The 20,152-nt window shown below is 71.9% G+C and carries 14 protein-coding genes, 6 tRNA genes and 1 riboswitch; of the genes, 11 read left to right on the top strand and 9 right to left on the bottom strand.

Features of this window, described 5'->3' with window-relative positions:
- The first annotated feature begins 7 nt into the window (after positions 1 to 7).
- The 3 genes from lhgO (at position 8) to IH50_RS0135340 (ending at position 3,718) form a co-directional block, all read left to right on the top strand.
- Positions 8 to 1,264: an L-2-hydroxyglutarate oxidase gene (gene lhgO / locus IH50_RS0135330; protein WP_030872086.1), complete on the top strand. Its 1,257-nt coding sequence runs from the start codon at positions 8 to 10 to the stop codon at positions 1,262 to 1,264.
- Positions 1,265 to 1,472: 208 nt separating this feature from the next.
- Positions 1,473 to 2,324, top strand: a complete 852-nt coding sequence (gene trmB, locus IH50_RS0135335; protein ID WP_030872090.1) for a tRNA (guanosine(46)-N7)-methyltransferase TrmB — start codon at positions 1,473 to 1,475, stop codon at positions 2,322 to 2,324.
- A 29-nt stretch (positions 2,325 to 2,353) separates the two neighbouring features.
- Positions 2,354 to 3,718 carry a PrsW family intramembrane metalloprotease gene (locus IH50_RS0135340; protein ID WP_030872092.1) on the top strand — a complete coding sequence of 455 codons (1,365 nt, stop codon included), beginning with the start codon at positions 2,354 to 2,356 and terminating at the stop codon, positions 3,716 to 3,718.
- A 98-nt stretch (positions 3,719 to 3,816) separates the two neighbouring features.
- Here IH50_RS0135340 and IH50_RS0135345 read toward each other — a convergent pair whose 3' ends face one another.
- The 3 genes from IH50_RS0135345 to IH50_RS0135355 form a co-directional block, all read right to left on the bottom strand.
- Positions 3,817 to 4,836 (bottom strand): M23 family metallopeptidase, encoded by a 1,020-nt coding sequence (locus tag IH50_RS0135345; protein ID WP_030872095.1) that lies wholly within the window; start codon positions 4,834 to 4,836, stop codon positions 3,817 to 3,819.
- A gap of 12 nt (positions 4,837 to 4,848) precedes the next feature.
- Positions 4,849 to 5,006: riboswitch (cyclic di-AMP (ydaO/yuaA leader) on the bottom strand.
- A gap of 306 nt (positions 5,007 to 5,312) precedes the next feature.
- Positions 5,313 to 5,386, bottom strand: a tRNA-Met gene (locus tag IH50_RS0135350).
- A gap of 17 nt (positions 5,387 to 5,403) precedes the next feature.
- Positions 5,404 to 6,537 (bottom strand): dihydrofolate reductase family protein, encoded by a 1,134-nt coding sequence (locus IH50_RS0135355; protein WP_030872098.1) that lies wholly within the window; start codon positions 6,535 to 6,537, stop codon positions 5,404 to 5,406.
- Positions 6,538 to 7,135: 598 nt separating this feature from the next.
- Here IH50_RS0135355 and IH50_RS0135360 point away from each other — a divergent pair.
- Complete coding sequence (locus IH50_RS0135360; protein WP_030872108.1) at positions 7,136 to 7,408, top strand: DUF3040 domain-containing protein; 273 nt, start codon at positions 7,136 to 7,138, stop codon at positions 7,406 to 7,408.
- 77 nt (positions 7,409 to 7,485) lie between these two features.
- Here IH50_RS0135360 and IH50_RS0135365 read toward each other — a convergent pair.
- The 4 genes from IH50_RS0135365 to IH50_RS0135380 all read right to left on the bottom strand — a co-directional run bounded on the left by IH50_RS0135365 (position 7,486) and on the right by IH50_RS0135380 (position 11,095).
- Positions 7,486 to 7,558: transfer RNA gene (locus IH50_RS0135365), tRNA-Lys, on the bottom strand.
- 142 nt (positions 7,559 to 7,700) lie between these two features.
- The gene (locus IH50_RS0135370) at positions 7,701 to 9,839 is read right to left on the bottom strand and encodes a DEAD/DEAH box helicase (RefSeq protein ID WP_030872110.1); all 2,139 of its coding nucleotides are present in this window, start codon (positions 9,837 to 9,839) and stop codon (positions 7,701 to 7,703) included.
- Positions 9,840 to 10,090: 251 nt separating this feature from the next.
- Entirely contained in the window at positions 10,091 to 10,648 is a 558-nt protein-coding gene (locus IH50_RS0135375; RefSeq protein ID WP_030872111.1) for a hypothetical protein, read from the bottom strand.
- 96 nt (positions 10,649 to 10,744) lie between these two features.
- Positions 10,745 to 11,095 (bottom strand): metallopeptidase family protein, encoded by a 351-nt coding sequence (locus tag IH50_RS0135380; protein WP_030872113.1) that lies wholly within the window; start codon positions 11,093 to 11,095, stop codon positions 10,745 to 10,747.
- Positions 11,096 to 11,179: 84 nt separating this feature from the next.
- On the opposite strand from IH50_RS0135380, the gene IH50_RS0135385 reads away from it, so the two are divergent.
- From IH50_RS0135385 to IH50_RS38230, 7 genes are all read left to right on the top strand, one after another.
- Positions 11,180 to 12,778, top strand: coding sequence for a metallophosphoesterase family protein (locus IH50_RS0135385; RefSeq protein ID WP_030872115.1), 1,599 nt, complete (start codon positions 11,180 to 11,182; stop codon positions 12,776 to 12,778).
- Positions 12,779 to 12,858: 80 nt separating this feature from the next.
- Positions 12,859 to 12,931: transfer RNA gene (locus tag IH50_RS0135390), tRNA-Glu, on the top strand.
- Between the two features lie 37 nt (positions 12,932 to 12,968).
- Positions 12,969 to 13,043: transfer RNA gene (locus tag IH50_RS0135395), tRNA-Asp, on the top strand.
- Between the two features lie 24 nt (positions 13,044 to 13,067).
- A tRNA-Phe gene (locus IH50_RS0135400) sits at positions 13,068 to 13,141 on the top strand.
- Between the two features lie 94 nt (positions 13,142 to 13,235).
- Positions 13,236 to 17,216, top strand: a complete 3,981-nt coding sequence (gene hrpA / locus IH50_RS0135405) for an ATP-dependent RNA helicase HrpA (RefSeq protein ID WP_030872117.1) — start codon at positions 13,236 to 13,238, stop codon at positions 17,214 to 17,216.
- Between the two features lie 118 nt (positions 17,217 to 17,334).
- Positions 17,335 to 17,409: transfer RNA gene (locus tag IH50_RS0135410), tRNA-Asp, on the top strand.
- 314 nt (positions 17,410 to 17,723) lie between these two features.
- The gene (locus tag IH50_RS38230) at positions 17,724 to 17,909 is read left to right on the top strand and encodes a DUF6274 family protein (RefSeq protein WP_037873489.1); all 186 of its coding nucleotides are present in this window, start codon (positions 17,724 to 17,726) and stop codon (positions 17,907 to 17,909) included.
- 437 nt (positions 17,910 to 18,346) lie between these two features.
- On the opposite strand, the gene bldC is transcribed toward IH50_RS38230, so the two are convergent.
- A complete protein-coding gene (gene bldC / locus IH50_RS0135420; protein WP_003949541.1) occupies positions 18,347 to 18,553 on the bottom strand; it encodes a developmental transcriptional regulator BldC in 207 nt (68 codons plus the stop codon).
- A gap of 539 nt (positions 18,554 to 19,092) precedes the next feature.
- Complete coding sequence (locus IH50_RS0135425; RefSeq protein WP_030872120.1) at positions 19,093 to 19,935, bottom strand: hypothetical protein; 843 nt, start codon at positions 19,933 to 19,935, stop codon at positions 19,093 to 19,095.
- Positions 19,936 to 20,152: the final 217 nt, after the last annotated feature.

Below are 20,152 nucleotides of genomic sequence, written 5' to 3' on the forward strand. Positions count from 1 at the left end.
TGGCGCAGTGCACTATCGGACGCGGGAGGTGGTGCGGGTGGTGACGGGGCGGTCCTACGACTGCGACGTACTGGTGATCGGCGGCGGGATCGTCGGCCTGTCGACGGCGTACGCGCTCACGCGCGCCGCGCCGGGCACGCGGGTCACGGTGCTGGAGAAGGAGCCGGGCCCGGCCCGGCACCAGACGGGCCGCAACAGCGGCGTCATCCACAGCGGCGTCTACTACCGCCCCGGCTCGCTGAAGGCGCGGTACGCGGTGTCGGGCGCCGCGGAGATGGTCAAGTTCTGCGCGGAGTACGACATCCCGCACGCCGTGACGGGCAAGCTGATCGTCGCCACGACCCGCGAGGAGCTGCCCCGGCTGCACGCCCTGGTCCAGCGCGGCCGGGAGAACGGCATCGCGGTCCGCGAGCTGGGCGGCGCGCAGATCGCGGAGTACGAGCCGGAGGTCGACGGCCTGGCGGCCATCCACGTCGGCACCACCGGCGTCTGCGACTTCACCGCGGTGGCCCGCCGGCTCGCTCAGGCGTCGCAGGCGGCGGGCGCGGAGATCCGCTACGGGGCGCGGGTGGTACGTGTCGACCGCCGGCCCGACCGGGGAGTCGCCGTCCTGACGGCCGACGGCGACGTCGTACGCGGCCGGGTGCTGGTGAACTGCGCCGGTCTGCACTGCGACGAGATAGCCCGCCGCACCGGTGACGAGCCCGGCGCCCGGATCGTGCCGTTCCGCGGCGAGTACTACGAGCTGGCCCGGCCGGAACTGGTGCGCGGCCTGGTCTACCCGGTGCCCGACCCGGCGTTCCCCTTCCTCGGCGTCCACCTCACCCGGGGCATCGACGGCGGCGTCCACGTCGGCCCCAACGCGGTACCGGCACTGGCCCGCGAGGGCTACGACTGGCGTACGGTGCGTCCGCGCGAGCTGGGGGCGACCCTGGCCTGGCCGGGCTCCTGGCAGCTGGCCCGCCGCCACTGGCGGTACGGCACCGGCGAACTGCACCGCTCGCTGTCCAAGGAGGCCTTCACCCGCGCCGTACGCCGCCTCCTGCCCGCCGTCCGGGAGGACGACCTGGTGCCGGCGGCGGCCGGGGTGCGGGCCCAGGCGGTGCTGCGGGACGGCACCCTGGCCGACGACTTCCTGATCCAGGAGACCGCCCGCACGGTCCACGTACTGAACGCCCCCTCCCCGGCGGCGACGGCATCCCTGCCGATCGGCCGCGAGGTCGCCCGCCGGGCCCGGGCGGCGCTGGAGACCGCGGAGCGCTGAACCCCGCGTCACCGCTCCCGCACACGGGGCCACGGCGGTGACCGGGGGCGGGCCCCCGCCGTCCCGGCCGGGTGGACGGGACACCGACGAGCGCACCACCACGAACCGCGACCTGACGCACACCGCACCACCACGACCGCCCCCGCGGAGGCCTCCCGGACTTCCGTTCCGGGGCTCGGTGCGTGGGCCCCGTAAAATCGGAGGCACTGTGTCTGACACCGTTAACGCTTCCGAAGCCCTTCGTCCCGCCCCCGGCCAGGACGCGCCGCACCCGCCCGGGGTGTCCGTCCCGCACACCCGGCCCAAGGGGGAGCCCCGGTTTCCCGACGGGCCGAAGGCCGATCCCGCCGGATCGCACTTCGAGCGGCGGATCCGGAGCTTCCAGCCGCGGCGCAGCCGGGTGACCACCGGGCAGGCGGACGCCCTGCGGCGGCTGTGGCCCGCCTGGGGCTTCGACATCGACGGCGGCCGGCGGCTCGACCTCGCGGAGTTCTTCGGCAACGACCACCCCGTCGTCCTGGAGATCGGCTTCGGCATGGGCGAGGCGACCGCGCGGATGGCCGCCGCCGACCCGGCCACCAACATCCTCGCCGTGGACGTCCACACCCCCGGCCAGGGCAATCTGCTCAACCTCGCCGACCAGTCGGGGCTGACCAACGTACGGGTCGGCAACGGCGACGCGATCATCCTGCTGCGCGAGATGCTCGCCCCCGGCTCCCTGGGCGGGCTGCGCGTCTACTTCCCCGACCCCTGGCCGAAGAAGCGGCACCACAAGCGGCGGCTGATCCAGCCGGAGTTCCTCGACCTCGCCGCGACCCGTCTGGCGCCGGGCGCGGTGCTGCACTGCGCCACCGACTGGGAGCCGTACGCGGAGCAGATGCTCGAGGTGCTCACCGCGCACCCCTGCTTCGAGAACACACGGCCGGACGGCGGTTTCGCGCCGCGTCCCGCCTTCCGGCCGCTCACCCGTTTCGAGGCGCAGGGACTGGAGAAGGGTCATGTCGTGAACGACGTGCTCTTCCGCCGCGTACCGCAGGACGAGCAGGCGGACCGAGCCTGACACAGCCCCGCCTCGTGAGGGTCGATCCCGTGGCCATCAGTCCCCCGTACCCGACGCCTCCCGGCGCCGCCCCCGGCGGAGCACCGCGGCACGCGCACTGGTGGCAGCGGCCCTGGGTGCGGTACGGCGCGCTGATCACGCTGCTCGCGCTGTCCGGGCTGGTCATCCTGGCGCTGGTACGCGAGCAGACCGGGACGCGGGGGTTCCTGGTCGGGCTCGGCCTCGCCGTGCTGCCCGTGCCGCTGCTCGTCGCCGCCTTCCGGTGGCTGGACCGGGTCGAGCCGGGCCCCTGGCGGAACCTGCTGTTCTCCTTCGCCTGGGGTGCCTGCGCGGCGGCGCTGATCGCGATCGTCGCGAACAGCTTCGCCACCCGGTGGATAGCGACGGCGACCGCCGACCCGACCGGCGCCGACACCCTCGGCTCGACCGTCATAGCGCCGGTGGTGGAGGAGTCCGCGAAGGCCGCGGCCGTCCTGCTGGTGTTCCTGTTCCGCAGACGCGACTTCACCGGGATCCTCGACGGCGTGGTGATAGCCGGGGTCACCGCCACCGGCTTCGCGTTCACCGAGAACATCCTCTATCTCGGCACCGCCTTCGGCACCGACCGGCTCACCGGCGACAGCGGCATCGCCTCGGTCACCGCGGCGACCTTCTTCGTCCGCATCGTGATGTCGCCGTTCGCGCATCCCCTGTTCACCGTGCTCACCGGGATCGGCTTCGGCGTCGCCGCGCTGTCCGCGGAGCGGCAGCGGGTCCGGCGCGTGCTGCCGCCGCTCGGCGGGCTGCTCCTCGCGATGGGCGTGCACGCCCTGTGGAACGGCTCCTCGACGCTCGGCCAGTACGGCTTCCTCGCGGTGTACGCGGCGTTCATGGTGCCGGTGTTCGGGCTGCTGACCTGGCTGGTGGTGTGGACGCGGCAGCGGGAGCTGCGGACCGTACGGGAGGAGTTGCCCGCGTACGTGGCCGCCGGGTGGCTCCATACGGCGGAGCCGTTCGCGCTGGGCTCGATGCGGGCGCGGCGCGTCGCCCGGCAGTACGCGCGCCGTCACGGCGGGAGGGCGGCGGCGCGGTCGGTCGCCGCGTACGAGGCGTACGCGACGTCGCTGGCGTTCCTGCGGCGCCGGGGGCGGCTCGGGCGGGCGGAGACGGACTTCGTCACGCGGGAACGCGAGCTGCTGCTGGAGCTGTGGCACCGGCGGTCGGCGGCCCGGCCGGCCCTGGAGCACGCGGCCCGCGCGACCGCGCCCCGGGTTCCGGTCGTCGCGGCACCGTGGGCGGGGTACGGCGTGTACGGCGCATACGGCGGCTACGGCGGTTACGGGCATCCCCCGCACGGACAGCCGCCGTACGGGCACCCGTACGCCCCGTACGACCCGAACGCCCACCGGCCCTGACGGGCCCGTACCGCCCCCGGAAACACCTGACCGGCAGCCCTGACGTCGGGGGGGCGTCGTCGGGACTGCCGGGGTTCAGGACGTGCGGGTCCGCTCGCTCAGACGGTGAGGCCCTTGCTCTGCAGCCAGGCCAGCGGGTCGATGCCCGAGGCGGAGCCCCCAGGGTGGACCTCCATGTGGAGGTGGGCGCCGGTGACGTTGCCGGTGGCGCCGACGCGGCCGATCACATCGCCGGTGTTGACCTTCTGGCCGACGCTGACGCTGATGGAGGACTGGTGGGCGTACCAGATCTCGGTGCCGTCGTCGAGCGTGAGCACGGTCTTGTAGCCGTAGGAGCCGTCGTAGCCGGCGGAGGTGATCGTGCCGGTGTGGACGGCCTTGAGCAGCGTGCCCGTGGGGGCGGCGAAGTCGAGGCCGGTGTGGTGGCCGGAGGACCAGTAGGCGCCGGCCTGACCGAAGGTCGAGGAGATGGTGTACGAGGAGGTCGGCAGCGTGTACTGCTTGGCCAGCTCGGCGAGGCGCTCGGCCTCGGCCTTCTTCTCGGCCTCCTCCTCCGCCTTCTTCTTGGCGGCCTCGGCCTTGGCCTTGGCCTCCTTCTCCGCCTTGGCGGCGGCCTCGGCGGCCTGCTTCTCGGCGGCGGCGACGGCCTCGGCGGCGGCCTTGGTCTCGGCCTGGCTCTGCTGCTGCTCGACCTGGGCCATGATCCGGGTGCGCAGCGCCTCACCGGCGCCGGCGGTGCCCTGCTCGGTGTCGGCGGCGGTCATGCCGAGGGTGCTGAGGGGGGTGGACGATCCCTTGGGGGTTTCCTCGTCGGAGATGAGGGAACCCACGTTGGGGAGGTCGGGCATGGAGATCGAGACCGGCGGCTTGCCGGTCTGGGCGCTGGCCATGCCGCCGGCGCCGACGGCGGCGATGACGCCGACGCCCAGGACGGTGGAGCTGCGGGCGAGTCCCCCGCCGCGCTGCTTGGAGACGCGATGCCGGCCCCGTACGGGGCGGAGGGAGTCCGCGGTGGGGTTCCACTCCTCGAAGGGGCCCTCGTCGGTGCGGCCAGCACCGTAGGCGACGGTGTCGCTCGGCTTGAACGGGGCCTCGGGGGCAGGCGGGTTGGACGCCACGTGGGCGCGCTCCTTTCCTTCCGTCTTCGCCTACCGGGTTAGCTGACGGGTTCGGAGCGGGAAGGTCTCCTACGCGCGTATACGAGCCGTGTCGCCACGGCGGTATCCACGCGATTCACCCCATGGTGGTGGTTCCCCGGTTCCCTTGCGGGATTCGGCGCGTGCGCACGGAGCCGCCTTCTGTGACGGCTGGGACGACCGCGCTGCGTTATCGAACGTTAATAGACGCGAGGGCCGGATTCCAAGCCGTTCCTCTTGATCGTTAACGATTTTCGGGGGGACTTAAGCACCATGAAGGGCCAAAAACGGGCGAGTTGACCGCGCCTCAGACCGGCTCGAGTGACGGGTGGTTTCTGACTGTGCGTCAGTTGTTATGCACTGCGGGACGGGTCGCTCACACTGAGTGAGAGAGGGTGGAAGGGAACGGAAAACACCGAGGGCCGGAATCCTTTCGGATTCCGGCCCTCGGCCTTCAGTAGCGGGGACAGGATTTGAACCTGCGACCTCTGGGTTATGAGCCCAGCGAGCTACCGAGCTGCTCCACCCCGCGTTACCGGCGGCCCGGCCTCAGCGGCCGAGCAGATGGCTGTTCGGCGCCTTGGCGCGGTCCTCGTGCTCCGGCAGGACGACGACGGTGGCGCCCCCGGCGGCCAGCACACCGCTGCCGTCGGCGCCCGCCACGAACGTGTCCGGCTCGCGCCAGGCCGTGACCACCCGCCGCACCCCCGCGTCCAGGACCAGCCGGGCACAGGGCGCGGGCCGGGACGCGCGGCGGGCGCAGGGCTCCAGGCTGGAGTACACGGTGGCGGTGACGAGCCGGGGGTCCGTGGGGTCGACCTTGGCGAGCGCGGCCTCCTCCGCGTGCACCACCGGGTCGGTGCCCTCGCGGGAGTGGCCGCGCGCCAGCTCCGTACCGTCGGCGGCCACCACGACCGCGCCCACGCTGAACGCCGTCTCCGAGGGCGGGCACGCGGCGGCCAGCTCGCAGGCGAGGGCCAGCCAGTGGTGGTCGGCGGCGGAGGGCAGCGGGCCGGTGCCGGGGGCGGTGGGCTCGTAACGGATCAGGACGACGTCGCCGACCGGGCGGGTCTCGACCGTCCGCAGCCGGCCGCCCTGGTAGGAGCCGGGGCCGAAGAGGCGGGGGGCCTTCGGGTCGCCGACGAACAGCGGCGCGAGGACCAGCTGGAGCTCGTCGGCCAGCCCCTCGGTGAGGAGCTGCGTGTGGACCGTGCCGCCGCCCTCGACCATGAGCCGCCGCACCCCGCGCTCGGCGTGCAGGTGCTCAAGGAGCCGCCGCCAGTCGAGCTCGGGGCCGAGCGGGACGACGTCGGCGGCGAGACCGAGGGCGTGGGCGCGCTCGGCGCCCCGGTCGGTCGTGTAGAGGACCTTCTCGCCGCCGGTGTGCCAGAACCGGGCCGCCGGGTCCAGGTCGCCGGAGCCGCTGACGGTGACCTTGAGCGGGTACTCGGCCCGGCCGGCGGCGAGGCGGGCGGCGCGCCGCTCGGGCGAGTTGACCAGCAGCCGGGGGTTGTCGGCGCGGATCGTGCCGGCGCCGACCAGGATGGCGTCCACGGACGCCCGTACCTCGTCGACCCGGTCGAAGTCGTCCGGGGAGGACAGCAGCAGCCGCTCGGGGCCGGTGTCGTCCAGGTAGCCGTCGAGAGAGACGGCGGCGGACAGCAGGACGTACGGGTGCGGCATCGGCGGACTCCGGGTGGGGCGGGTACGGGGGTCCAGTCTGCCGGTCGGGGCCCGATCGGCCCCACGCGGAGGGCGTACCGGGTGAGTTCCGGGCGGTCCCTCGGGCCGGGTCCGGCCGTCGTGCCCGGCGCCGCGCCGGTCGGGCCGCGCCGGGCACGACGGCGTTCAGCGGGACGGTCCGCCGGAGCAGGGGCACCTCGTACCGCCTCCTCGCCGTGGGCTTCCGGGGCGGGGAGCCGACGGCCCGCGGACCGGGGGCGCGGCGCGGGCCGTCCTGTCCAGCGTGTGCGCCGGGCGGGCTTGTGCGCCATCGGTGACAGTCCCCATTTTCCCCCAGGGCCACGGCCGGCGGGGCGGCCCGCGTACGTGGTGGCCCCCGGGGCGTATGGGGCCCGCGACGGATGGCCGCGGGCGGTGGCGGCGGGGGACGCTGGAGTCTGCCGCACCGGACGGGTGACGACGTCGGTACAAGGGCAAACTCCCTTGTACCGGGCCGAGTTCGCGACAGGACGACGGTTCACCCTCGTACGCCCCGGCGTCACGGAGCGATGGCCGTCGGCGGTGTCACCGGACGGCCGCCCCCTGGGAAGGAGGAGCCGTGCCCCAGTCCGACGACGAGCGCCTGGTCGACCTCGCGGCCCGTCTCGAACACGAGGACCCCCGTTTCGTCCGCTCACTCTCCGAAGGCCGTCCGGCCCGCCCCCGCGAGTACCGGCGCACGGGCGCCTGGTGCGCGCTGGCCATCGGGGTGACCATGCTCGCCGCGGGCATCGTCGTCCCCGACGGCCTCCTCATCGCGGCGGGCCTGGTCCTCACCGGGATCGCCGTGCAGCTCCTCGACCCGAACCGGGACGAGCGCCCCGTGAAATGACGCGGCGCCCGGGCCGGCCGAAGCCGGTCCGAGCGCCGCGCAGCAGGTCAGAGGCGGTGTGCCCCTCCTGCGGGAGGTAGGCCCTGTGGGACTCGAACCCACAACCAATGGATTAAAAGTCCACTGCTCTGCCAATTGAGCTAAGGGCCCCTGGCGATGTTGCCTCCCCGAGCATAGCCGGAGGTGGCCGGGACTCCGATCGGGTATCGCGGGACGTGTCCCGCGCGGAACGCGGGAGGGCCCGCACGACGGGTGTCGTGCGGGCCCTCCCGGCCGGCTCGGTGAGCCTGTGTCAGCCGTTGCGCTTCCAGCGCGGCTTGTCCTCGCGGCGGCCGAAGGAGCCGCTGCCGCGGTGGTCGTCACGACGGCCGTACGGGCGGTCGTGGGAGCCGGAGTGGAAACCGGGGCGGTCGCCCTGGCGGTCACGGTTGAACGGACGGTCGCTGCCGGGGCGGTCGCCCTGACGGTCACGGTTGAACGGACGGTCGCTGCCGCGGTGGCCGCCGCGGTCGTCACGGCGGAAGCCGCCACGGTCGCCGCCACGGTCACGGTTGAAGCCACCGCGGTCGTCACGACGCTCGAAGGAACGCCCGCCACGGTCGTCACGACGGTCGTCACGACGGAAACCGGGACGGTCGCCGCGGTCGTCACGACGGAAACCGCCACGGTCGTCACGACGCTCGAAGGAACGCCCACCGCGGTCGTCACGACGGTCGTCACGACGGAAACCGGGACGGTCGCCGCGGTCGTCACGACGGAAACCGCCACGGTCGCCGCCACGGTCACGGTTGAAGCCACCGCGGTCGTCACGACGCTCGAAGGAACGCCCACCGCGGTCGTCACGACGGAAACCGCCACGGTCGTCCCGGCGGTCGTCCCGGCGCTCGCGCCGCTCGTACGGTGCCGAGGCCTCCGTACGCTCCACGCGCTCGGTCCGCTCGACGTCCCGCACGGCCGGCTGCTCCGGCAGCGAGACCTCGGCCTCGGCCGCCTCGGCCGCCTCGGCGACCACCGTCTCGACGTCCTCGCCCCGCTCCCGCGCGACCCGGGCCAGCAGGCGGTCGGCCTCGTCGCGCAGCTCGGAGGCGCGGCGCTGGGCGCGCTCCAGTTCCTTGGTGAGCTGGGCGACCTCGCGCTCGGCCTGCTGCGCCGCGTTGCCCGCGGACTCGGCCTGCACCTCGGTCATGGACCGGGCGCCGGTGATCTCGGCGACCTCGGGGTCGAAGGCGGCGCCGCCCTGGATGATGTGGCGCGTGGCGTCGACGCCCGCATCCTCCATCAGCCGGAAGATCTGGCGGCGCTGGTGCGGCAGCGACAGGGAGACGACGGTGCCGGTGCGGCCGGCGCGCGCCGTGCGGCCCGCGCGGTGCAGGTAGTCCTTGTGGTCGCCGGCCGGGTCCACGTTGAGGACCAGGTCGATGCCGTCGACGTGGATGCCGCGCGCGGCGACGTCGGTGGCGACCAGGACGTTGACGTAGCCGTCCTTGAAGTCGGCCAGGGTGCGCGTGCGCGCGCCCTGGGTCATGCCGCCGTGCAGCGCGTCCGACTTCACGCCCGCGTCCCGCAGCTGCTCGGCGACGCGGTCGGCGCCCAGCTGGGTGCGGACGAAGATGATGGTGCGGCCCTTGCGGGAGGCGATGGCCGCGGTGACCGGCGCCTTGTCCTTGGGCTTCACGACGAGGATGTGGTGCGACATGGTCGTCACGGCGCCCTGGGCGGCGTCGACCTCGTGGAGGGCCGGGTCCTTCAGGTACCGGTCGACCAGGGTCTTGATCTCGTTCTCCATGGTGGCGGAGAACAGCATCCGCTGGCCGCCGGCCGGGATCTGGTCGAGCAGTTCGGTGACCTCGGGCAGGAAGCCCAGGTCGGACATCTGGTCGGCCTCGTCGAGGACCGCGATCTGCACGTTCTCCAGGGAGCAGGCGCCGCGGTTGATGATGTCGCGCAGGCGGCCGGGGGTGGCGACCAGCATGTCGACGCCGCGCTCGAGGGCGTAGATCTGGTTGCCCATCGAGGTGCCGCCGCAGACGACCTTCATCTTCAGGCCGAGGACGTCGCCGTACGGCTGGAGCGCGTCGGCGACCTGCATGGCCAGCTCACGCGTCGGGGTGAGGATGACGGCGCGGGGCTTGTGCTTCTCGGTGCGGCCGCCGGTCAGCGTGGCCAGGGTCGGCAGACCGAAGGAGAGGGTCTTGCCGGAGCCGGTGCGGCCCCGGCCGAGGATGTCCTTGCCGGCCAGGGCGTCCGGGATGGTCGCGGCCTGGATCGGGAAGGGGGTGGTCACGCCGTTCTGCGCGAGCTTGCGCACGACGCCCTCGGGCAGGCCGAGGTCGGCAAAGGTGATCTCGGGGGCCGCCTCGGGGGCGGGGGTGATGTCGGTGTCCTCGGTGTTCTCGGGCACGACGACGTGATCAGTACTGGCGATGGGCATACGAATGCGAAACCTTCCGGAGTCTCTTCGGCACGCGCCCGTCAACTCCGTGATTCGCAGTTCGCAATTACGACCGCCTCGATGCGGTCCACCACGGCAAGGGAGAGAGTACGCGCCACACGGCGCGCTCTGCAGTGGCGCCGGGCAAATAGGATCAAACGATCTGCCACCATACGCACCCGATACCCCCGAAAGCAAACCGGCAGGTGAGCGGGGGGTCCGGTGGGCGGGGAAGCACGGGGGAGGAGACCTCAGACCGGCGCCCCCGCCTCCGGCGCCGGTTCCCGTCGCGCCCACTGCGTCTCGGGCGGCTGGTGCGCCGACGAGGACGGCTCCGCCTGGGTCGGCTCCGGTGTGACCGGCGGCTCGGGCTGCGTCGGCGTGGGCTCCGGATCGGGCGTGCGCGAGGGCTCCGGGGGAACGGGCCCGCCGTCCGGGGTCGGATCCGCCGGCCCGTCCGGCCCGCCGTCGGCCGGTGCGGACCGGCTCACCCCGGCGGACGGCGTGGCCTTGCCGGACGCCGCCTTCCCGGCCTCGCCCTTCTTCCCCCCGCCCTTCTTCTCCTCGCCCCTGCGCCCCTTGTCCCCGCCGTCCCCGCGCGCCCCGTCGGCCGACGCGGCGCCGTACCCGGCACCGCCACCCGACACCGTGGCGCCCCCGTCCGGCTCCTCGCCGCCGGGCCTCCCCGCGGAGTGCGACGGCCCGTCGCTCCCGCCCGCACCGTCCTCACCCACACTCATGCAGCCGGCGGCGGCGGCGACGGCCACGACCGTGGCGGCCAGGCGGACGGGTACGTAAAAGCGGCGCACGGGGCCACCTCCGGTTGGAGTGCAGGGTCAACAACCCCAACTCCCACCACCCGCAAGAAGACACGCGTACGGCACAGGGGTGTCGTACGGATCCCCCTATCCGTAGCCGAGCGCGTGCAGCCGGGCGTCGTCGATGCCGAAGTGGTGGGCGATCTCGTGCACCACCGTGATCTCCGTCTCCGCGACGACGTCCTCCGGGGACTCGCACATCCGCAGCGTCGGCCCCCGGTAGATGGTGATCCGGTCCGGCAGCACCCCCGCGTACCACTCGCCCCGTTCCGTCAGCGGAGTCCCCTCGTACAGCCCGAGCAGCTCCGGATCGTCCGCCGGCGGCTCGTCCTCCACGAACACCGCGACGTTGTCCATCAGCCGCGTCAGCTCCGGCGGGATCCGGTCCAGCGCCTCGGCGACCAGCTCCTCGAACGTCTCGCGCGTCATCTCCAGCACGAAGCCATTGTCGGGTACGAGCCGTCCGTACGAGTTGCGTACGGCCCCCGCATATCCGGTCACCGACTTGGGCATACGGGACCAATGGCCCGCGTCCCCTCCGCCGTCCCGAACGCCCTCCACCGCCTCCCACGGGTCCTGCGGGCCCCCGGCCGCCGCCGGCGCTCCCCCCGGCCCGCCACCGCGACGCTCACCCTCACCCCGCAGCCGCGGCCCTGGACGCGCGCGGCCGGTCTCGTCGCCGTGGTGGTCCTCGGTGCCTGGCTCGGCCTGCTCGTCGTCGGCAACGTCCGCGTCCCGGTGGGCCCCATGGACACCACCATGACCCTGCGCCCCTCCGTCACCGGCGGCACGAAGATCAACATCTCGCCCCTCGGCGACCTCCAGCTCGCCAGCCACACGGCCCCCGTCCGCCTGGACGTCAACGTCGACCAGCTCGACCCCGAGCGCTCCCAGGCCCTCGTCGACCACCCCGAACGCCTCTCCGGCCTCCAGGACGAGGTGACCGAGGACATCACCCGCGGCACCGCCGACCTCGCCGTGCGCTCCTGCGTCGCCGTGGTCACCGGCGCCACCGCCCTGGGCCTCCTCGTCTACCGCCGCCCCCGCCGCGCCCTCGCCGCCGGCGGCCTCGCCCTCGGCCTGCTGGCCGCGTCCGGCGGCACGGCGTACGCCACCTGGAACCCCGACTCCGTCCTGGAGCCGAAGTTCTCCGGCCTGCTCTCCTCCGCCCCGTCCCTGGTCGGCGACGCGCGCAGCATCGTCACGGAGTTCGACGTCTACCAGAAGGAGCTGGCGCGCCTGGTCACCAACGTGACCAAGCTGTACGACGCCACCTCCACCCTCCCCGCCTACCAGCCGGACCCGACCACCCTCCGCGTGCTGCACGTCTCCGACATCCACCTCAACCCGGCGAGCTGGAAGATCATCGCCTCGCTGGTGGAGCAGTACCGGGTGGACGTGATCGTCGACTCGGGCGACACGATGGACCACGGCACCGCCGCCGAGAACGGTTTCCTGGACTCCGTCGAGGACCTGGGCGCCCCCTACGTCTGGGTCCGCGGCAACCACGACTCGCTCGTCACCCAGCGCTATCTCGAAGGCCTGAGGAACGTCCACGTCCTCGACGACGGCAGGGCGAGGACGGTCGCCGGGCTGCGCTTCGCCGGCATCGGCGATCCGCAGTTCACCCCCGACCGCTCGAACCGGACCGGGGCCGAGCAGTCCCAGGAGCTGGCGGGCGCCCGGCTCGCCTCCGCCCTGCGCGACCAGCGGGCCGCCGGCACTCCGGTGGACGTGGCGGTCGTCCATGAGCCGTCGGCGGCGCGCGAGGTCGACGGCACCGTGCCGCTGGTACTGGCCGGGCACATCCACCACGAGCAGACGGAGGTCATGCGGTACGGCACCCGGCTGCGCGTCGAGGGCTCCACCGGGGGCAGCGGCCTGCGCGCGATCGAGGGGAAGTACCCGGACCCGATCGAGACGTCGATCCTCTACTTCGACCGCGACACGCGCCGCCTCCAGGCCTGGGACTCCATCGAACTGGGCGGCCTCGGCCTGACCACGGCGGAGGTCAGCCGCCACCTCCCGGAGGAGAACCAGCCGGGTGCGAGCACCTCGCCGTCCCCCTCCTCCGGCTCCTCCGGAACCCCCTCGGCCACCGCCTCGACGCCCTCCCCGTAAACCGTTTTGGCGATCGCTCCCGACAGCACGTATGCTTCTCACGTCCCCGACGCGCTGCGAAGCGCCCAGGCGGGCCGATAGCCCTCATCGTCTAGCGGCCTAGGACGCCGCCCTTTCAAGGCGGTAGCACGGGTTCGAATCCCGTTGGGGGCACGCACCACCCTGTGCGACACTGTCGTACGACACGCTTGGTCCTGTGGAGCAGTTTGGAGTGCTCGCCACCCTGTCAAGGTGGAGGCCGCGGGTTCAAATCCCGTCAGGACCGCTGGTGTTTCACGTGAAACACCTCGGCTGGGTAGCTCAGTTGGTACGAGCGATCGCCTGAAAAGCGATAGGTCGCCGGTTCGACCCCGGCCCCAGCCACAGCAAAGGCCCCGATCATCGATCGGGGCCTTGTTGTGTGCCCCGGCAAAATCATTGGCCGCGAATTTTCGCGGGATGAGACCCTGGAGTCCGTATGTCTACGCACTCTGCCCCCGCTCTCGGCTCCCTCGCCTCCCGCCTCACCGAGCTGTCGCTGCGCGACGCGCACCGGCTCGGGCGCAGGCTCGAAGGCGCACGCAAGATCCGTAAGCCGGAGGCCCGCGCCGCCGTGCTCGCCGAGATCGAGGCGGAGGTCGCCGGGTCCGAGGAACGGATGGACGCACGGCGCGCCCGGGTGCCCGCGGTCACGTATCCCGAGCAGCTCCCCGTCAGCCAGAAGAAGGACGCGATCGCCGAGGCGATCCGTGATCACCAGGTGGTGATCGTCGCGGGTGAGACCGGGTCCGGCAAGACCACGCAGATCCCGAAGATCTGCGTGGAGCTGGGCCGGGGCGTCCGGGGCATGATCGGGCACACCCAGCCCCGCCGCATCGCCGCGCGTACGGTCGCGGAGCGGGTGGCGGAGGAGCTGGACACGCCGCTGGGCGAGGCCGTCGGCTGGAAGGTCCGCTTCACCGACCAGGTGAACCCGGACGCCACCTTCATCAAGCTGATGACGGACGGCATCCTGCTCGCGGAGATCCAGACCGACCGCGAGCTGCGCGCCTACGACACGATCATCATCGACGAGGCGCACGAGCGGTCGCTCAACATCGACTTCCTGCTCGGCTACCTCGCGCAGCTGCTGCCGAAGCGGCCGGACCTCAAGGTCGTCATCACGTCGGCGACCATCGACCCGGAGCGTTTCTCCCGGCACTTCGGGGACGCGCCGATCATCGAGGTCAGCGGGCGCACGTATCCGGTGGAGGTGCGGTACCGGCCACTGCTGGAGGAGGACTCCGAGGACGCCGACCGCGATCAGATCACCGCGATCACGGACGCCGTCGAGGAGCTGATGGCCGAGGGGCCCGGCGACATCCTGGTGTTCCTCTCCGGCGAGCGGGAGATCCGGGACACGGCGGACGCGCTGACGAAGAAGCGGTACCGGTCGACCGAGGTGCTGCCGCTGTACGCGCGGCTGTCCCACGCCGAGCAGCACCGGGTGTTCCAGCAGCACGGCGGCCGCCGGATCGTGCTGGCGACGAACGTGGCCGAGACGTCCCTGACCGTGCCGGGCATCAAATACGTCATCGACCCGGGCTTCGCGCGCATCTCCCGCTACAGCCACCGCACCAAGGTGCAGCGGCTGCCGATCGAGCCGGTCTCGCAGGCCAGCGCCAACCAGCGCAAGGGCCGCTGCGGCCGTACGTCGGACGGCATCTGCATCCGGCTGTACAGCGAGGACGACTTCCTGGCCCGTCCGGAGTTCACGGACGCGGAGATCCTGCGCACCAACCTCGCCTCGGTCATCCTGCAGATGACGGCGGCCGGCCTGGGCGAGATCGAGAAGTTCCCCTTCATCGACCCGCCGGACCACCGCAACATCCGCGACGGCGTGCAGCTGCTCCAGGAGCTGGGCGCGCTCGACGCGGCGCAGAAGGACCCGCGCAAGCGGCTGACGCAGACCGGGCGGAAGCTGGCGCAGCTTCCGGTGGACCCGCGGCTGGCCCGCATGGTGCTGGAGGCGGACAAGAACGGCTGTGTCCGCGAGGTGATGGTCATCGCCGCCGCCCTGTCCATCCAGGACCCGCGGGAGCGGCCGGCCGACAAGCAGACTCAGGCCGACCAGCAGCACGCCCGGTTCCGGGACGAGTCCAGCGACTTCCTCGCCTACCTCAACCTGTGGCGGTACGTCCGCGAGCAGCAGAAGGAGCGCGGCTCGTCGTCGTTCCGCCGGATGTGCAAGCAGGAGTACCTGAACTTCCTGCGGATCCGCGAGTGGCAGGACATCTACACGCAGCTGCGCACGGTCGCCAAGCAGATGGGCATCCACCTCAACGAGGAGGACGCCCCCGGCGACCGCGTCCACGTCTCCCTGCTGGCCGGTCTGCTGTCGCACATCGGCATGAAGGACGTGAAGGAGTCCAAGGACTCCGGTCCGGGCGCCGGCCGCAAGGACGGCGGGCGCAACGAGTACCTGGGCGCGCGGAACGCCAAGTTCGCGATCTTCCCGGGCTCGGCGCTCTTCAGGAAGCCGCCGCGGTTCGTGATGTCGGCCGAGCTGGTGGAGACGTCGCGGCTGTGGGCGCGGGTCAACGCGAAGATCGAGCCGGAGTGGGTGGAGCCGCTCGCGGAGCACCTGCTCAAGCGCACGTACAGCGAGCCGCACTGGGAGAAGGACCAGGCGGCCGTGATGGCGTACGAGAAGGTCACGCTGTACGGCGTGCCGATCGTGGCGCAGCGCAAGGTGAACTACGGCCGCATCGACCCGGAGGTCTCCCGGGAGCTGTTCATCCGCAACGCGCTGGTCGAGGGCGACTGGCGCACGCACCACAAGTTCTACGCCGACAACCGGAAGCTGCTGACCGAGGTCGAGGAGCTGGAACACCGGGCGCGGCGCCGGGACATCATGGTCGACGACGAGACGCTGTTCGACTTCTACGACCAGCGGATCCCCGAACACGTGGTGTCGGGGGCGCACTTCGACTCGTGGTGGAAGCACAAGCGGCGCGAGCAGCCGGACTTCCTCGACTTCGAGCGGGAGATGCTGATCCGTGAGTCGGCGGAGGCGGTCACCAAGGCCGACTACCCGGACTCGTGGCGGCAGGGTCCGCTGAAGTTCCGGGTGACGTACCAGTTCGAGCCGGGTGCGGACGCGGACGGTGTGACGGTCCACGTTCCGCTCCAGGTGCTGAACCAGGTGACGGACGAGGGGTTCGACTGGCAGATCCCCGGTCTGCGCGAGGAGGTCGTCACGGAGCTGATCCGTTCGCTTCCCAAGCCGATCCGGCGGAACTACGTGCCGGCGCCGAACTACGCGAAGGCGTTCCTGGAACGGGCGGTGCCCCTGCAGGAGCCGCTGACCGTGACGATGGCCCGTGAGCTGAAGCGGATGGTCGGCGTGCCCTTCGAGGCGGAGGACTTCGACTGGTCCCGGGTCCCCGACCATTTGAAGGTGACGTTCCGGATCGTCGACGAGCGGCGCCGCAAGGTCGCCGAGGACAAGGATCTGGAAGCCCTCAAGCTCCAGCTGCGGCCGAAGGCCCGCAAGGCGCTGTCCCAGGCGGCCGCCGCCACGGCGCAGCGCCAGGGCGGCGAGTCCCTGGAGCGCAAGGGGCTGACGGACTGGACGATCGGCTCGCTGACCCGGGTGTTCGAGACGCGCCGGGCCGGTCAGCCGGTGAAGGCGTACCCGGCGCTGGTCGACGACGGCGACACGGTGTCGGTGCGGCTGTTCGACACGGAGGCCGAGCAGGCGGAGGCGATGTGGAAGGGCACGCGCCGGCTGATCCTGCTGGGGATTCCGGTGAACCCCGCGAAGTTCGCGTCCGAGAAGCTGACGAACGCGCAGAAGCTGGCGCTGTCCGCGAATCCGCACGGTTCGGTGCAGGCGCTGTTCGACGACTGCGCGACGGCGGCGGCGGACCGGCTGATCGCCGACTTCGGCGGGCCGGTGTGGGACGAGGAGTCCTACCGGAAGCTGTACGACAAGGTCCGCGCGGAGATCGTCGACACGACCGTCCGCGCGGTGGGCCAGGTCCAGCAGGTACTGGCGGCGTGGCAGGCCTGTGAGCGCCGCCTGAAGGCCGTACGGAGCCCCGCGCTGCTCCCGAACCTCCAGGACGTACGGGGGCAGCTGGACGCGCTCGTCCGGCCCGGTTTCGTGACGGAGGCGGGGCTGCGGCGGCTGCCGGACCTGATGCGCTACCTGGTGGCCGCGGACCGGCGGCTGCAGCAGATGCCGTCGAACGTGCAGCGGGACACCACGCGCATGGCGAAGGTCCACGAGATGCGGGACGAGTACGCGTGGCTGCTGGAGCAGTTGCCGCAGGGCCGGCCGGTGCCGCAGCAGGTGCGGGACATCCGCTGGATGATCGAGGAGCTGCGGGTCAGCTATTTCGCCCACGCGCTCGGCACGGCGTACCCGGTGTCGGACAAGCGGATCGTGAAGGCGATCGACGCGGCGGTGCCGTGACGGCACCCGCACACAGGGTGAGTTCGACCAGGAGGCTCCACCTCCTGTACAGTCCTTCTCGCAGCGCAACGCGGCGGAATCCCTCAGGAGAATCCGTCGCGTGAACACTGCGAAACCTGGTCCTGTGGAGCAGTTTGGAGTGCTCGCCACCCTGTCAAGGTGGAGGCCGCGGGTTCAAATCCCGTCAGGACCGCAACAACCGGAAGGCCCGCATCCCTCAAGGGAAGCGGGCCTTCCGCATGAGCGCCTCCCACCGGAGCCGCGATCAGGTACGGCGGATCCCGTCAGGGCCGTCCCGTATGCGAGGCCCGCCCCACGCGCGAGACGGGCGCTCCGCATGAGCCCGCCACCCCGCGCTGAGCCGCGCGCCCCCCCATGACAGGAACCCGGGGCTGAAGTCCCGCGCGTGCGGGGCGCTGTGCGCCCCCATGCCGTCTTGACGGGTCCGCCGTCCCTCGGTACTCCGGAAGCAGGGCACGACTCCGTGGTGCCCCTCGGAGGTGACGTATGACGGCATCGGCCAGGCACGAGACACGGGCGTTGCTCCGTGCGCATCTGGCGGCCGCGTCGTCGTACCGGCACCTCACCCGGCACTGCCCGGTCTGCCACCGCCTCCTGCGGCTGGCGATGGACGCCCCGGACGCCTCCCGGTCGGCCGGGGAACAACCCGGCTCTCACGCCCGTTCCCTCTAGCGCATATGCCACAGGCTCAACAAGCCGACTGGTATGTGACGGGTGTCACCGTATGAGTTTTGGGAAGTGCGGTACTTACACCTCTCCTACAACAAGTCAATTTAATATGTGCAATTGCACTGCCCGGAGAGGTCCGCGCCGGCCGGCACACAGGTGATCCCCCGCCCGCCCCCAGAGTCCGACAAGCCCGCGCACAGAACGCCCCTGAGAGCCCGTCGGGGCCACCCCCGCCCCCTCGCGAGCGCACAAAAAAGATCGCGCCGGACCCGGCGGGGTCCAGCGCGATCGACGACGCACCCTTGTTCAGTTGCCTGGAAAGCTCTGATCTGCTGGGGCGAGGGGCCTGTTGGGGCAGTCCCCGCGTCGCTTGGAGCCAGGGTTCCCGGGCGTCTCGGCCGGTGGGGGACCAGCCGGTGCTGCCCGGTTCATGCGGTTGTTCAGGCCTCGCTGCGCTGCTGCGGAATGCCCGCGAGCAGTGCGCGGACCTCGGCTTCGCGGTAGCGGCGGTGCCCGCCGAGCGTGCGGATCGACGTGAGCTTGCCTGCCTTCGCCCAGCGCGTGACCGTCTTCGGGTCGACGCGGAACATGGTGGCGACCTCAGCCGGGGTCAGCAGCGGCTCGGCATCAGGGGTGCGAGCGGTCATGAGCGGCCTCCTCGGGAGAACCGAACCTTCTCGGTTCTTTCCTCTAAATTCTGCACCTTGACCCGCGTTGCCCGAAATGGCGGACGCGAGTCGAGTCGGTTATAGGACGAACGGCTTGTCCTCGGCACTACAACTACACCATCTGTCCAGCCACGTCGGCCAAACCGATGGAATTGCCCTCCCAGGTGTTCATCAGCCGCGGAAGCCGATGGACCATGCCATAGCGGACAGTCACGTCACTGTGACGATCAGTCACAGCAGCGATCAGGAGTCACCGGACCCCCTAAAGCGTGCATTACCGAGAATCCGCCCATAGTTGAGCACAACAGGACGGAAGAGTCCTCCCCGGACTCCTTGTCCTATTTTGGCATGAGGGTGGGCAAGGGGCGCAAGGGCCGCGTAAGTGCGGTCCGTCACGCTTGACGCGCTTGGGACATACGCCCGGATCGGCCTCTACGTCCGTTGTCGGTCCCGCACTGACGGAACCTCAGACACCTCAGAGCGAAGACAAAACCCCAAGAACGGCGTTTGGTCAAACGTCAGTTCGCCGAACGCAGGTCGCGGACCGCCCGCCAGCGCTCCACGAGGCGCCCGTAGGCCTCCTCGGCGCCCTCCCCGTCACCGCGCCGCAGTGCCGCGATCCCCTCGGCCACGTCCGCCGCCGAGTGGTCGCCCTCGAGCGTGCCGGCCGGCAGGGCGTGCACCAGTCCGCCGTAGTCCAGCTCGACCAGCGAGCGCGGATGGAACTCCTCCAGCCAGCGCCCGACGTCCACGAGGCCGTCGATCAGCAGGCTCTCGTCCACGGCGTCCCTGAGCGCCCGCAGCCCCCGCGCCACCCGCCGGCGGGCCTGGACCATCGGGGTCCGGTAGCGCAGGACGGGCTCCTCTCCCCCGTCCCCCTCGACGTACTCCCGCTCGTCGTCCGCGAACAGCACGAACCAGTTGATCGGCACCTGCCAGGTCGCGGTGCGGATCCACGGCCGGGCGTCGGGGTGACCGGCCAGCCAGCGCTCGTAGTCCCGGGTCGCCTGGTGCCGTACGACCGGGGGCAGGAGCGCGTCCAGCACCGGCAGCGGGAAGTCCTCGGCGAGCTCGCCCAGGGCCTGCCAGCCGCGCAGCCGGGTGCGCCAGGGACAGACGCGGACCACGCCGTCGGTCTCCAGCACGAACGCGTCGTCGCTCTCGTGCACCGGCACCGCCACCGGCGGGGTGGGCGCCAGGTCGGCCAGGGACCGGCGGAGCTCGTCCTGGCAGGAGGGGAGGTCGGGGCGGCGGGCGTAACGGGCCCAGTGGCCGCGTTCCGGTTCCGGGAAGGCGGCCAGCGGTTCGTACACGCGCAAGTAGGTCGCGTAGGGGACGATCACCGAGGTCACCTTGGGCACGCCTGCTCCCTCCCCCGGAGGGCGTCGCGAAAACCTGCCGGACCCCGCCCGGACAGGCGGGAAACCCCGGCGAACCGCCGTACGGCGGTACTCCGGACGGAGGTGATCCGGGACACAGTGCCGCCGACCGGCGCGTAAGGATCTAATCTCGTGCCACGGTCTCCGCCACCTCTACGGGGGCCGACCCCACCCGCCGCTACTTACTCAGGAGTCACCA

Origin of the sequence: Streptomyces sp. NRRL S-37 (assembly GCF_000721605.1) — a bacterium.
Classification (GTDB): Bacteria; Actinomycetota; Actinomycetes; order Streptomycetales; family Streptomycetaceae; genus Streptomyces.